This is a genomic window from Enterococcus sp. C63, from assembly GCF_040887215.1.
Taxonomy (GTDB): Bacteria; Bacillota; Bacilli; order Lactobacillales; family Enterococcaceae; genus Enterococcus_B; species Enterococcus_B hirae.
This window is the reverse complement of record NZ_JBFOFI010000011.1, coordinates 1-14,384: the sequence shown is the minus strand read 5'-3', so window position 1 is coordinate 14,384 and position 14,384 is coordinate 1. Positions and strand designations below refer to the sequence as shown.

The following is a 14,384-nucleotide window of genomic DNA, read 5'->3' as shown; positions in this document are numbered from 1 at the left end:
TATGGTTTTAAGTAAAGAAGAAGTACAAGAAGAACTTCGTAAGATGGACTTACGAGAAGTTTATCGGCGCTATTGTGAGCGTACAGGATTAACTGAAGAAGAATGTCATATGATCAAAAATTATGATAAAACGCATACTATTGAAGAAGCGATTCAACTTCGCATTGAAAGTTTGAAGGAATACCAACAAATTCGTCAAGAAAAATGTAAAGAGATAGAAATGAATCAGTTGATTGATTTACTAGAACATGAAGAATTGGCAGATAAATATTTAACAAAAGAATATGAACAGATGGAACGAGAGATAAATAATACAGTGGATGAAACAGTTTTATCACAACCCTATACTTTTGATTTATGTTCTCAAAAAGAGAGGGAACAACTATGGGATTACTAAATAATTGGAAAAAAGATTTGGTTGGCACTCGATTATGGCGTGATCCTGCACGAACACCATATAAATATATGGAGCGTTATCTAGGACAAAAACGTGTTTTAGTCCCTTTGTTTGTAGGACTGGTTGTTTTCCTTTTTTTCTTTTCCAATTATCTCGTTTCTTTACCAACTATTCTAACAGAAGTTTTTTCAAACGGACTTTTTGGAGAGTGTGATTGGAGTCGAGCTTTTCAATGGAAATTTTTCTTTCAACTTCCAACTACAAGAACAGGATGGATCTATTTTTTTCTCCTGTTCTTTTTTTGTACGTTCTTATTTGGTCTGAAACTATATCGTATTCGAAAGAGTTTTATGCCATTGGAAGACGTGATGACTGCGGCAACGTCTCGTTGGGCCGATGGAAAAAGCGAACTCGATTATCAGTATCCAGTCATGCCTACAGATGATATGGAAGCCTATGATGGCCCATCAGGAATGGTCGTGGGAACGTCTCCTCGAACAAATGAAGATCGAGAGTGTCATCGAGTTCGAGAATATATTTCTAGTGAGCCAACGAATGTGGCTATCGTTGGGGAAACTCGTGTTGGTAAAGGGGTTTTTGGAGTTGAAAAAGCGATCGATGGCTACAGTCGGACAACAGACATGAAGGAAAAACGTTCAATGAATATTCATGATCCTTCTGGAGAACTTTATTTGAAATGGAAAAAATTACTAGAAAAAAGAAAGTATAAGGTCAAGCTGTTAAATTTAAATGATACAGCTGTTTCAGATACCACAAATCCTTTATCTTTGGTTGTTCATTACTATAAACAATATCTTTTTGGAAAAACAACAATTGAGAGAGATCGAGGACTCGACCAAGCCCAATCTGAATTGGCTACGTTATGTTATACCTATTTTCATGATCCACATGCGAAAGAACCGTTTTGGCAAAATGCGGCAACTGCTTTATTCACTGCTGGATCTTTGGCATTGATTGAAGAATCTTTATTGATTCAACGAGAAGAACTTTCCAATATGTATACAATTGTGAATATGATTGCGGAAATGAACAGTGATCAAATTACTACTGAATCTCATTCCGTCATTCAAAACTATACAGATGATTTAAGAAAAAGAAAACAATTATTCAGTAAATACAAAGGAAAGTCAGTATTAGACTTCTATTTCCAAGAATTGCCTTTAGATCACCCTGCGCATTTGGCTTATTTAGATATTTTAGCTTCAGCACCTGCAAAATCAACCATTGGGAATGTGGTAACACATATGTTAACGAATTTAAAAGCATTTCGTAGAACAGGAAATGCCAAGTTAATGGCTCAAAATTCAATCAATTACATGGATTTAGGGTTTGGCGAACAACCAATGGCTGTCTTTGTAGTTGTTTCTGACCAAGACAAATCGAATCACGAGATTGCGGCTAATTATTTCGATCAAAGCTTTAAAGAATTAACAAAAGCAGGGTTAAAACAGCCGAATCGTAAGTTGCCACGACAAGTGGTGTTTCTTTATGAAGAAGCAGGAAATATGGTAAAAATCCCTGAATTAGCAACGAAAATGACCGATGGGTTAAAAGTAGGACTTAGTCATGTGATTGTTCTACAAAACTATGAACAATTAGATAAGTATGGTGATGATGCGAATACGATTATTGCCAACTGCGGAAATACCATTGTAGTGAAAACCAAATCAAAGAAAACAAGAGAAATGATTGTCGAAGACTTAGGGAATCGAGCAAACCTTTCCCTTTCACGTCAAGGAAAAGTCGCAGACAGTGAAAAAACACTCACCGATTCCATGGAACGTATTCCTATGTTAACGAAAGATGAATTGTCTCGTTTACCTTTTGGACAAACGGTAGTAATTCGAAGCATGAAAACTCATGATTTAAAAGGGAATGTCATTGAAAATATGTATCCTATTTACAATCGTGGGGAAACTAAAATGCTAGAATCATGGAAATATCTTCCGTATGAAGAAAGTACTTGGGAGGAAATCGAAGAAGAGTATCGCCATGCACCACATACTCAAATCAACTTAAGTCATTTACTTTATATGGTTGATCCTTTCATGATTGAAGAAAAAGAAGAAAGAAGACAAGCGATTCTTGAAGGAAGAGATTTTGAAGCAGAGAAAGCTTCAAAAAATGAAGGAGGAAATCAGTCAGAAAAAGAAGATTCTGTACGTGTTCCGCAAGAAAACCATGTCGAACCACAAGTTGAAAACTTACGTTTGAAAGAATTAGATACCATTTTTGACGACTATTTTACGGAAGACGTTCAACAACAACGCATACAAGAATTGGATTCAGCTAGTCCATTAAGTTATTTCTTTAAACAGAAATTGAAAAAGGACGTACGAATCTTTTGTGAATCACAGGAAAATCCACAACGAATAGAGGAAGAATATGAACAATTGCTTCAATCAGGGACGATCAAAGATATAAAAAAATGGTTAGCCAATGTTGGTAGAGAGCCTCTTTATGAACGGATGATTCAAAGCGTTGAAAAAAATGGTTTTACTCAAATAGGAGGGGAGGAAAAATAAATGCTGTTTATTCTAGCCAATGTTGTGACTAATTTTCTCTCTGGAAATGGTGTAACAGTGATGTCTAATGAACAATTGTTAAAGCTGTTAAATCATTACTCTGATTATTTAACACAAGGAAATATAGGTTGGGATTTTTTACGACCAATAGCCATGAAAATTGCGGAAGGTGGTGCTTGGGTTTTAGATGGACTGTATGGTGTGATGGAGAACCTTTTAAAGTTGTTAAATATTTTTGACAATCCAGCTTTCAATGAGTTAATGCACAAAATCGATCCACTAAAAGGATTTCTTTTGTTAATGGCAGTAGTGGGCTTTTTTATTTTATTAATGTTTAACAAAGTCAATGGCGCAACACAAGCACCATTAAATTTGTTTTTGATCCTTTGTTTAACATTGATGGCTCCTACGTTATGGTCAACGGCTTCAACCATGACACAGGGTGTATTCAAATCCATTAATAAGGTAGATCAAAGTCCAGGTGAGTCGATTATTTTGGAAAATACCACCGATTTGTTAGCTATGGCAGAAGAAGGATGGAATTTAAAAAAGGGTGAAAATCTGAACCATTATAAGCATGCCAAGCAAATCGATATGAAAGAAAAAATTGATGAGCCTGATGATGTGAAAAATGGAGAGGTTTTTAAGAAAAAAATCAAAACAGACTCTAAAGGAAAGGATTCAGTGGTGGATATTGAACAACCAAGTGGTTTTGCGGCTTGGTTAATGTCTGAATTCTTTTCGCCAAATTATTATCGCAACAAAGTACGTTTTTTTAATATTTATCTAACAGAATTGGTAATGATTGTGGCTTTAGCAATTACTTCTTTTAAATTTGCGATAATCATTGCCAAAATGTATGGCGATTATGTTTTATTAGTCAAAGGTGGATTGGCAGATTTCATGGGTATGCAACGAGTGAAAGCTGTTTTTTCTGAACTAGTTGGTAGTTTTGCTTTATTAGTCTATGTGCCGATCCTTTTTCAAATCTATATTGTTGCGACGGTTTATATCAAGTCGATGAATTTTGATTTCTTTACTTATATTATTGCGATGGCAGGTGCTGCATGGGCATTGATCGATGGGCCAAATGGATTCCAACGTGTGACAGGAATCGACGCAGGTTTGAAAGGAACTGCTGGTGTGATGATGGCAGCCTTCAGTGGGTCAAAACTTGTACGAGGGATCAAAGACTTTGGTGTGAGTGCAGCGAAGTCCGCAGGTGGGGCATTAGCCGACGTTGGTGCTTTTGGTTTAGGAATGACTCTAGCTACTGCAGGCGCAGGAAATAATGGCAATGGAAAAGGAATGAAGGGAATTAACGATATGATGAATGGTGGTTCTAACTCAGAAAATAACGAACAGGAAGAAGACGATTCTCAATCGAATAAAGGGTTTAATGAACAAGAACGAGAGAAAGAACAACAAAAAGATCCAAATGATTTACAAAATCAAGAATCCTCTGAGAATGAAGAATCGTCTACAGAATCAGAAGACGTGGGAGAACATACGCAAGAATCTCAAGAGACTTCAGAAGAGAATTCAGGATATTCCCCTGAATCTTCAGATTTTGATAGTTTGGAATCGCTCGAACCAACTGAAGAAACGATTGATTCTGATTTCCCACTAGGATTCAATGAAATGGCACGCCAAGAGTCTGAGAAACCGGAAGAAATGACCAATTCAGATGATTTCAATTCTTATTCATCTGAAAATGAAGAAGCTCATTCATCAGCTACTAGTGAAAAAGAGGCTGGGTTCAATCAAGCATCTGACAACCCTAAATCTTCTAATACTGAAGAAAAACCAAAACGAACATTTTCTGCGAAGTCTGATCGATTAAACCAAGAGTTGTCTCAACATAAGAAAAGTAATCCATTAAAACAAGCAACTAAGAATAAAGTATTTGGCTATGGAAAAGAAGACCCTAGACGTTATCATACTCCTTCTTTTATAGAAAAACGTCAAGATGCCTATGAATTAGGGAAAGACTACGGAGAATATCGTCGAGAAAAGAAACGAATCAAAGGTGAATTGAAAGAAGCTAAAAAAGATTTGGAAAACGAAGAATAAGAATGGAAATTTTTAATAGAAGAACCTTCTGATAAGAAGGTTCTTCTTTTTACACCATTAGAAAGAAGGAATGAATATGTTTACTCGACCTAACCGAATCACGGATACGATGCGTGTCGGAGGTGTATACACTCTAATGGATGCCGCGGTATTTTTTGGTGTATTGCTTTATGGTTGGAATTATATTGCAGCTTTAGTTTATCCTCCTTTACGCTTGTGGTTTCGTCTATTTCTTGTATTGGTAACTATTTTTTGGATGTTGCCGTCTCCAATGAAACCAAGTCAAAAGAATATTACCACACTTGTGGATCTTTTAAGAAAAGATCTGACTATTTATCACCCAGATACGATCTATCTTTCGCAACAAGAAGCGTTTGAAGAGAATCAACAACTAATGGAGGCAGAAAAATGATTATCGATGATTCCTTAAAAAAAGAAACAAAGAAGAAAAAGAAACACAAACCAAATTACAAAATCTCAAACAGCGTCTTAAAACTGATGAACCATATTTCTATGATTGAAGAAGATTGTATTGTCACAAGAAATGGATTTACAGATTATTTATTATTAGAAAACTATTCGATTCGTAAAGAACCAACAGAAATTCAGCGCCAAGGGATTCAAAGTTATGTAGATTTTTTCCGAAGTACTACGTCAGACATTAAATTAATTTTTATGGGGTATGCGGCGGATACAACCCAACAAATTGACTATTTGTATGATCGATTTCCAAAAGAGGGGAGTGAGTACCTGAAAGAACAGCGTGAACACAAAGTATGGGAACTCGAACAGTCACAATCATTGTTAGAAGATATCGTATATATCCAAATTTTTGGAGAAACAAGAGAAGCGTTGGAGAATGCTCGTTCCGAAGTGTTACACAGCGTGAATAAATATATTCATATTCATCCAATCTCAGTGGCGCAAAAGAAAAGTTTACTTTATCAGTTATACAATTTAGGCGATCGCCCTCCGCAATTTGATGATTCTTTATCTGATCCAGATTATTGTAATAAAGCAAAAGAAGATTGGAAGTTTATGAGTGAGATCATGCCACAAACAGGAATTACTTTTAAGGGAAATTGGTTTAGTCAAACAGGAAGAAATTATATCGGTGTCTCTCATTTATATAAATACGCAAAGAAAGAATTTTTTTATTGGGGAGAACAAATTTTTCGTCAACCTGGTGTGATTACCACAGTTGATATTTCTCATTTGGGTTTATCCAAAATCAAAAAAGAGTTGAATAAATCCATTGGAGAGAGTCGTGATAATGCGAGAAAGGGATTCTCAGAGGATATTCGACAAGAAGCGGGGATTGAGTATCAATTATTAAAAGAATTGATGGAGGACATGATCACAGGAAATGAGAGTGTCAAAGAAGTGACGACACGTTACTATATTTCAGGAAAAACGAAAGATGAAGTTCAACAACAAGCAGATAAAATCAATCAACGACTTTCTATTAGAGGTTATAAAGCTTCTTTCTTTTTGGGAGAAGAAGATACAGAGTTATTGGCACTTTATCGCTCCCATAAAGAACAAAAGCAAGCAAAAAATCGTCAAGGGAAAGAGTTGACGACGAATGATTTAGGGGCAAGTTATCCATTGAATTATAGCCAATTAATTGATCCGAGAGGTCTTTATTTTGGTCGAACCAATACAGGGGGATTGGTTATTTTAGATATGTGGCACAAGGATTATATGCGACTTTCTTATAATTTTGTGTTGATCGGTATTCCTGGTTCTGGTAAAAGTTCAACGTTGAAAAAGATCGGTAGTCACAATCATTTATTAGGCAACTATACGTATTATTTTATGGCAAATGCCGAGAATAATCGGTTCATGAAAGCTTATGGTGGTTTGTCGTTAGACGCTTCTGGTCGTGATGGAACAGTCAATCCTTTCCAAATATTTGCGACAGTGATTAATGAGTTGACTGGCGAAGTAGATGAACAAGAGAGCTACAACGTTAGTAAGAATAAATTGAAAATTATCTTCGCAAATATTCATGGAGAAAATGATCCTGAGCTAAATACGTCATTGGATATGTATATTGATTTGTTTTATGAAAAATGGTTTTCTGATCACCAAATGGTATTGGAAAATGCCACGCAATATGAAGCGATTCAATATCCTTTATTGGAAGATTTTTCTCGGTTTATTCACAATGAATTGTTTGAAGAGGAAAGGAAATTTCACTCTTCCCTATCAGAGTTTGAAGCAAAAAGATTAGATAAAATCTATTCAGTTAGCCAAGCCATGTTGCGATCAGATGGAAAAATTTTTAATCGACATACGACTTTAAATTTTGAAGATTATTACTCCGTCTCATTTGATTTGAGTAGTTTGTTAAATAAAGGAAAAGCTGTATTCAATGCTCAATTTTATAATCTTCTTTTCTTAGTATGGAATCTTGCGATGACACGAGGAATGAGAGAAAAATATTTTGTAGATAATCATTTGAAACGTCCAGAAGAAGCGATACGAAATTTGTTAGTGATCGATGAATTTCATAATATTACCCGACAAGAAAACATGGACGCCATTGATTTACTTGATCGGTATGAACGAGAAGCACGTAAAGCTTTTGGAGGTTTAGGCTTAGCTACGCATGATATTTCAGATTTATTTTCTAAAGGGGCGTCCGACAACTTTAAGGAGAAAGTACGTAAACTTTTGAAGCTGTCGACCTATACTTTTATCATGAAACAAGACCCAAGTTCGATTGATGAATTAAAAGATTCATTCAAAGAAACACTACGTGAAAGCGAACTAGAAAGTATTCCTAATCTCAATCAAGGGCAAGCCATTTTAGCCATCAAAGGAAAAGGAAATTTCCAATTGAATATAGATTTATCGAAAGAAGAAATCGAAATTTTTGCCGGTGGGCATTAGTTTAGACGCTTATTTTTTGAGAGGAAGGTGAAACTTTATCGTTACTTTTATTCAAAAAAAATGGAAGAAAACGAAACGATTTTTTGTCGAGCATGCGGATCAATTTTATCGTATAGCTCTTTTTTTAACGTTAGGAATGGTCGTATTTTTTGCAGTACCTTCCATTCTTTTAGGAACAGAAAAAGATTTGGCGGACACACCTATCGGTGTAAATCATAGTCTTTCTTTGAATGATCTAACCCTTACACAATTGGAACGAGGCTATAACGAAAAGACACATTATGCTGAAATACTATTGAAAGCAGATGGAACAATGCCAGAGGGTGGAAAGCTAGAAATGATTGCTTCTGAATCAAAAACAGAACAAGAAATTCCGCATCATTTGATCCGTTTAACAGAGAACTATTATTTGATTCAGCTCTTTCAGATTCCAGAAAATTGGAAATCAATCGTCATTGATATTGGGATTGTTTCTCCAACAAATCCTGATTTCGATCCAAAAAGTATTCAAGATTTATTTGAAAACTATGGTCGAAAAGAAGTCGATCCAGATGAAGAAACCGTACAAGGTGCTTTGTTTATGAATCGAAAAAAAGTACCAGAAGATCCACAGGCAAAACCACAAAATGAGGACAAGTATTTGGCAAAATGTTTAGAGTTACAAATCAAAGAATCAGAAAAATTGATCCAAACAAATAAGGATTTGATTCGTCAAAGTCAAAAATTTATTGAAGGAATCGAGAGGGAAATCAATGAATTAGAAAGCGAAAAGAAATACGAGACGAAGACAGAAATTGAAGAAACCAATCAAGAAATCCAAACGAAACAATCACAAATTAGTGAGTATGAGACAAAAATTACTGAAGCAGAATCTAACAATGAGGAATTGCAGGAGAAGATCCAAAAGCTTCATGAACAAATTCAAGATTATCGTAAAAAAGAGGATTGAGTTTTGTCGATTTATCTCAAAGTATAGCTCACAAATAATGTTAAACTGCTCACAAAAATTGTTTTTTGGTTAACAAAAATTGTGTAACCCTCACAAAAATTGTGAAAACGGCTATTTTTGTGACACACGCAAAAAGCCCGACACTGTCGGGTTGGGGACGATTTTGTCCCCCTTTTTGTCTTATGCTCTTGCATTAGTAATGGCAAATTACATTTTAGAACGAAAGAGAGGGAGATCATTGATTCGATTCGTGTTGTGTTTATTGATCCTTTTTGTTTTTATAGGTTGCATTTTTTATGGAATCTATTATTTTTTATCGAACAAAGGAGAAAATTTGAAACAATTAATTTCCATTTTAAAAAATAAACGGAGGTAAGAAAGTGACAGAAGTTCGATTGAGAAATGTAAATGATTTAGAGTGGGAACAATTTAAAATCTATTGTAAAAAAAATAAAAAAAGTCCTTCCGAACAACTGAAAAAATACATTCGAGAAGCTGGACGATTTGAAGCAGTACTCGAAACAGAATTACGAATGAAGGCGATAATAGATGATGTGATTGCCCACTTAGACTTAAACACACAAGCGTATTTATTAAATGTTCAACAAGGACTAATCCCTTTAGTCCAAGAACCAATAAGGGAGGAAAACATCAATGACATTTTCAATTAATCCTAATCATCGTACAGAAGATTTATTAAATGAGCTGTTAGGGAAATTTGGTGGAACGAAAACTGGTGTGGTGAATATTTTAGCGGATCGTTACTTAGCACAAGAAAAAATGATCGAACAACTACAAGAAGAATTAGATGAAGAACGTCGCTTGCGAAAAAGTTTGTTGCGAAATTTAGAAAACAAAATGAATGTGGTGTACGAAATTGAAAACACACGACTTCATTACGAAGATTTTCCCAAAATGAAATCGTCTGATCAAGAGCCCAATCATATTTTAAGAGAAGCAGAAAATCATTTAGAGATGAAACGGAATCAAGAGATTTTTCATCATTTTGAACAGCGAGTGAATGATTGATGGGGGCGTCTCCTGGGATTATTATGACTGGAAAATTTGCTCGACCAGGTTCGTCTGCATTTCAGTCTTACATCGATTATATGGATCGAGAAGAAGCTGTTCGGAATGAAGCTTATGAAGCCTATTCTGCTTTTACGAATAGAGAAGGGACGAGTGCGGCGTATGAAGGAGACGAAGACGAAACATTAGAAGGGTACATTCATTATATGGCGAATCCTGTCAAAACGTCTCGTTTATTTTCCGCAGATAAACACCAATTAAATGAAGAAGATTTAAAAAGAATGAAAGAACAATTTACCGCCGCCGCTAAAAATGGAAGTGTCATGTGGCAAGATGTTTTTTCATTTGATAATCAATGGCTGGTTCAACATGGTTACTTAGATGAACGAACGAATCAATTAAAAGAAGAAAAAATTCATGAAGCCATTCGATTAGCGATGGCTACGATGTTATCAGAAGAAGGAATGACAGATTCCGCTGTTTGGACAGCTTCTATCCATTACAATACAGATAATATTCATGTCCATGTAGCGACTGTCGAACCTTATCCGACTCGAGAGAAGAAAAGGTTTGTCGATCCAGAAACAGGTGAGTTGGTTACTGAGGTCAAAGGATATCGTTCACGTAAGACCATGCGTAAAATGAAATCAGTTTTTGCCAATCAATTGTTAGGGTTACAAAAAGAACGTGCGAAAATTGATGCGTTGCGTAAAGTAATGATTGAGGGAATACGTTCCGAACAAGGACAAGAACAAATAAACCATATGGTTATGGATTTACAACGTGTGGCAGAAAAACTACCCGAACAAAAAGGTTACCAGAAATATGGTTACGCAGAAAAATATGGATTTAAAAAAGAATTAGACAAAGTGATCCAGTCTTTTATCGACCAAAATTTTCCTGAGTTGTATCAAGAAATGATGGATCGACAAGCATATATTCAGTCAGAAGAAGAGTCTGCATTTGGAGAAGGTCGGAATAGTTCTGAAAATAAATTGCATACCTTATACACACGTCTAGGAAACCATATTTTAAAAGAAATTCAAGCGATGGATCTCGTTCCTAAAAAAAGACAAGTCAACGGTTCATTAGGAGAGATGATGATGGAGGATCAGTCAATTGATCGTGACAAAATCATAGAAGAAAATCAGAAAAAACCGACTGAAGCTTTTCAACTTGCACTTGAACGAATTGTAAATAATCCTGCACGACACCGAGCCAACGAGCCTCCAGTTTTGGAAAGTTTGTTGGCTTATATTCGTACGGAAGAAGAAAAAATAAATGTAATTGAGGAAGAACTCGATGAACGTGAACAATACAAACTAGAATTAAAAAATGAATGGAAACTTCGCACAAGTAATAACCAAAGAATGACCATTCAGGAAGTGGAAGAAAGCAATTTTCCTCCGGTGTTGAAAAAAATGATTTTAACAAGTTCGAGACAAGGAACGATCACAGAAGAAGTATTCGATGAACAAACCGAATACTTTATCGATCAGTGTTTACCAAAAAGTTCTGAAGTATCAGAATACCAAAAGGAATTTGTAAAAAGTTTGAAAGAATCAGTGAAGAAAATTGAAAATAATCCTTTCCAACATAAAGAAAATAAACCACCAACAGCGGAAGAATGGCACCGTTATTTTCAATCATTGGAACAATCCATACCAACAGAAGATTCTTATAACCATTTATTCCAAGATCAGGCTGAAGAGGTGCGTTCCATGTATCAACGAACAAAAGAATCATCTGAAAAACAAGCGAAATGGACGAAGAAACGGCGTTTTCCATTATCCAAAAAAGAACGTGCCATGTTACAAAAGCAATGGCAGAAAGAAGTAGCCAAACGAAAACAAGTGTATCAACTGCAACGTGTATTGCGAGAGAATACAGAACAATGGCGAAATGAACGCTTTTATGAACGAAACATTTTAGATCTATCCGTTTGACGAGTGAACAACTTTTATTGAAGTTGTTCTTTTTTTATTACTAAAGGAGGATGTTAGATGAGTTATTATTCACCAAATCAAATAAAAGAAGCACGTAATTCAGATATTTTAGAATATATGATCTCAAAAGGAGAAACTTTTCAACGCCAAGGCAACTATTATCGTCATACAGAACATTCTAGTTGGGTATATGATAGTCGTCGAAAAGTGATGTTTTTCAATAAAGAGATCGATCAACCTGCGGTCGATAACTGTATCATATTAGCGATGAAACTTTATGATTTTTCTTTTGAAGAAGCCATTGGCGATATTTTAGGCAGTGAAGTCAAGGTGTTGTCTGAAGCTGATTATCAAGTGAAGGAGAATGAACCGTTAAACTATCAACGAGACATTAAAGAACAGTCCAATTTTTCAGAAGTGTTTTCTTATTTGACCAAAGAACGAGAAATCGACCCAACGATTGTGACCTTATTTAATCAAGCCAATCTAATTGGTGAAGATCGCTATCAAAATATTATTTTCAAATTTTTTGATCGAACCCAAATCATGAATCCTACAGTGGTGGGCGTGGAATTAAGAGGAACACGTTATTTACCAGAAGAAAAACGGTTGATCAAGGATCGTCCTTATTTTCTTTTCCAACACCCAGGGAATCAAAAAGATGCGATGTTTTTTGCTAGTTTAAACTCGAAAATTCCTACTGGAGAATTAAAAGTATTTGAAGCACCGATTGAAGTGATGAGTTATCTTTCTTTATATAAAGAAAATTATTTTGGTGCGAAAAAAGTATTGGTAAATACTGATTTTTGTGCTATGTCAGGGTTGAAGCACCAAGTCGTAGAATCCTATTTTAGAAAAGTATTAGAATCCAATCGGAAGATGGCAGAAGGGAAGAAAACGATCGTCCCACGTATTTCATTGTGTGTGAATAATGATGAAGCAGGAAGAGATTTTGTCGATCGTTTTAAGAAGTATTTGGCACAAAAGGGATATTCAGAAACATTTATCAACTATAATGTTCGTCAAGAATTGCCGGTATCACAATTGGGGAAGTCTGAATCCTTTGACTACAATGATCTATTAAAAGAAACCAATCATTTGAAAACTGTCGATCAATCCATGATGGTTCAAGAAGACAACTTGATGGAACGATCTATATTGGCTAAAGAAGACAACGTGGTGGAACGATCCATAGTAACTAAAGAAGATAACATAGTAGAACAATCTATGATAGCCAAAGAAGATAATGTGATGGAACAGGCGTAGAGGTATCTGAATGAAATGGAAATTAATGGTGTTTGGTTCAGGTCTTCTTCTATTGCTTTTTCCTTTTTTTATTATGCTAAATATGATGATACAAATGATTGGTTCAGTAGGAGCAACAGAGGAAACAAGTTCTTACTCAGAAGGAATGTTTACAGGAGAGTATACGGAAGATTTACCTATTTTTGAAGAAATCAAAGGAAGAGGGCCTATTACAGATGAACATGCGAGATATGCGGTAGGAGCGGCAGTTAAATACAAACTATTACCTTCAGTCATTCTTTCGCAATTCGGATGGGAAAGTGCTTATGGACAATCTTATTCTGGAAAAAATGACCACAATTATTTTGGGATAACCTGGTATTTAGGTTGTCCTTACCCTAAAGGAAGTGCAAGAGGTGTCGGAGGAAGTGAAGGGGGAAACTACATGAAGTTTCCTAATGCAAAGGCATGTTATGCATATTATGGGTATATGGTGGCTACTCAATCCAATTTCAATGCGTGTGTGGGAAATAAAGACCCTGGACAATGCCTTTTAATTCTAGGAAGAGGTGGGTATGCAACGGCAGGAATTACCGAAGGAAGTGCTTATTATCAAGGAGCTATGGGGATCATTAAATCTTATCATTTAACAGAGTATGATGAATTTGCGATCAAAAAATGGGGAAGTATTAGCTCAACTCCTAGTGGTGGAAGTACTGGTAGCTTAGGTGGCGGATGGTACAATCCATTTCCTGGTTCAAGTTTAGAACGAAGTTCATTCTTGGGAGGACAACTTTTTGGAAAAAATCCTGGTGGAGAATTTCGTGTGAATGGTTTTCACAATGGATTAGATTTTGGATCGGTTGATCACCCTGGAAATGAGATCCATGCGGTTCATGCAGGAACTGTCGTATTTGTTGGTAATCCAAGTATTGCGGCACTGGGTTCATGTGTCATTGTGATAAAGGATGGTGATTTAAGCATGGTGTATCAGGAATTTGGTTCTTCTCCTTCAAATGCACGTGTGAAAGTGGGAGATAAAGTCAAAGCAGGACAAGTAATAGGAATAAGAGATACGGCACATTTACACTTAGGATTTACTAAGAGCGATTGGTATGCCGCACAAGCTTCAGCATTTAAAAATGACGGTGTTTGGTTAGATCCATTACCTTATTTACAACAAAGTGGAAAGTAGGAGAGAAGATTGAAAAAAGTGATATTACTCAGTTTACTAACGGTTCTTTTTCTTTCGGGCTGTCATAAAAAAGAAGAAAAGACAGTAGAAGAAACAACTACCAGTC

At 35.7% G+C, this 14,384-nt stretch carries 11 protein-coding genes; all 11 read left to right on the top strand.

The window, feature by feature from the left end:
* The first annotated feature begins 1 nt into the window (after position 1).
* Positions 2–397: a hypothetical protein gene (locus AB3H90_RS13665; RefSeq protein WP_368016876.1), complete on the top strand. Its 396-nt coding sequence runs from the start codon at positions 2–4 to the stop codon at positions 395–397.
* A complete protein-coding gene (locus AB3H90_RS13660; protein ID WP_368016875.1) occupies positions 385–2,943 on the top strand; it encodes a type IV secretory system conjugative DNA transfer family protein in 2,559 nt (852 codons plus the stop codon). The genes AB3H90_RS13665 and AB3H90_RS13660 overlap by 13 nt, the downstream gene beginning before the upstream one ends.
* Complete coding sequence (locus AB3H90_RS13655; RefSeq protein ID WP_368016874.1) at positions 2,944–5,016, top strand: pLS20_p028 family conjugation system transmembrane protein; 2,073 nt, start codon at positions 2,944–2,946, stop codon at positions 5,014–5,016.
* 70 nt (positions 5,017–5,086) lie between these two features.
* Positions 5,087–5,428, top strand: a complete 342-nt coding sequence (locus tag AB3H90_RS13650; protein WP_195645456.1) for a DUF5592 family protein — start codon at positions 5,087–5,089, stop codon at positions 5,426–5,428.
* A complete protein-coding gene (locus AB3H90_RS13645; RefSeq protein WP_368016873.1) occupies positions 5,425–7,914 on the top strand; it encodes a VirB4 family type IV secretion system protein in 2,490 nt (829 codons plus the stop codon). The genes AB3H90_RS13650 and AB3H90_RS13645 overlap by 4 nt, the downstream gene beginning before the upstream one ends.
* Before the next feature lie 136 nt (positions 7,915–8,050).
* On the top strand, positions 8,051–8,863 hold the full coding sequence (locus tag AB3H90_RS13640) for a hypothetical protein (RefSeq protein WP_368016872.1): 813 nt from the start codon (positions 8,051–8,053) through the stop codon (positions 8,861–8,863).
* Positions 8,864–9,243: 380 nt separating this feature from the next.
* Entirely contained in the window at positions 9,244–9,534 is a 291-nt protein-coding gene (locus tag AB3H90_RS13635) for a hypothetical protein (protein ID WP_002334430.1), read from the top strand.
* Positions 9,518–9,892: a hypothetical protein gene (locus tag AB3H90_RS13630; RefSeq protein ID WP_002334431.1), complete on the top strand. Its 375-nt coding sequence runs from the start codon at positions 9,518–9,520 to the stop codon at positions 9,890–9,892. The genes AB3H90_RS13635 and AB3H90_RS13630 overlap by 17 nt, the downstream gene beginning before the upstream one ends.
* Positions 9,892–11,838, top strand: coding sequence for a MobP2 family relaxase (mobP2, locus tag AB3H90_RS13625; RefSeq protein ID WP_368016871.1), 1,947 nt, complete (start codon positions 9,892–9,894; stop codon positions 11,836–11,838). Before AB3H90_RS13630 ends, mobP2 begins: the two co-directional genes overlap by 1 nt.
* A 57-nt stretch (positions 11,839–11,895) precedes the next feature.
* Positions 11,896–13,104 (top strand): DUF3991 domain-containing protein, encoded by a 1,209-nt coding sequence (locus AB3H90_RS13620; RefSeq protein WP_052096285.1) that lies wholly within the window; start codon positions 11,896–11,898, stop codon positions 13,102–13,104.
* Between the two features lie 10 nt (positions 13,105–13,114).
* A complete protein-coding gene (locus AB3H90_RS13615) occupies positions 13,115–14,278 on the top strand; it encodes a glucosaminidase domain-containing protein (protein WP_368016870.1) in 1,164 nt (387 codons plus the stop codon).
* Positions 14,279–14,384: the final 106 nt, after the last annotated feature.

Coding starts and splice junctions, on each gene's coding strand:
- mobP2 (WP_368016871.1), top strand. CDS start 9,892: ATGGGGGCGTCTCCTGGGATTATTATGACTGGAAAATTTGCTCGACCA.
- AB3H90_RS13655 (WP_368016874.1), top strand. CDS start 2,944: ATGCTGTTTATTCTAGCCAATGTTGTGACTAATTTTCTCTCTGGAAAT.
- AB3H90_RS13665 (WP_368016876.1), top strand. CDS start 2: ATGGTTTTAAGTAAAGAAGAAGTACAAGAAGAACTTCGTAAGATGGAC.
- AB3H90_RS13640 (WP_368016872.1), top strand. CDS start 8,051: ATGGTCGTATTTTTTGCAGTACCTTCCATTCTTTTAGGAACAGAAAAA.
- AB3H90_RS13650 (WP_195645456.1), top strand. CDS start 5,087: ATGAATATGTTTACTCGACCTAACCGAATCACGGATACGATGCGTGTC.
- AB3H90_RS13660 (WP_368016875.1), top strand. CDS start 385: ATGGGATTACTAAATAATTGGAAAAAAGATTTGGTTGGCACTCGATTA.
- AB3H90_RS13615 (WP_368016870.1), top strand. CDS start 13,115: ATGAAATGGAAATTAATGGTGTTTGGTTCAGGTCTTCTTCTATTGCTT.
- AB3H90_RS13620 (WP_052096285.1), top strand. CDS start 11,896: ATGAGTTATTATTCACCAAATCAAATAAAAGAAGCACGTAATTCAGAT.
- AB3H90_RS13630 (WP_002334431.1), top strand. CDS start 9,518: ATGACATTTTCAATTAATCCTAATCATCGTACAGAAGATTTATTAAAT.
- AB3H90_RS13645 (WP_368016873.1), top strand. CDS start 5,425: ATGATTATCGATGATTCCTTAAAAAAAGAAACAAAGAAGAAAAAGAAA.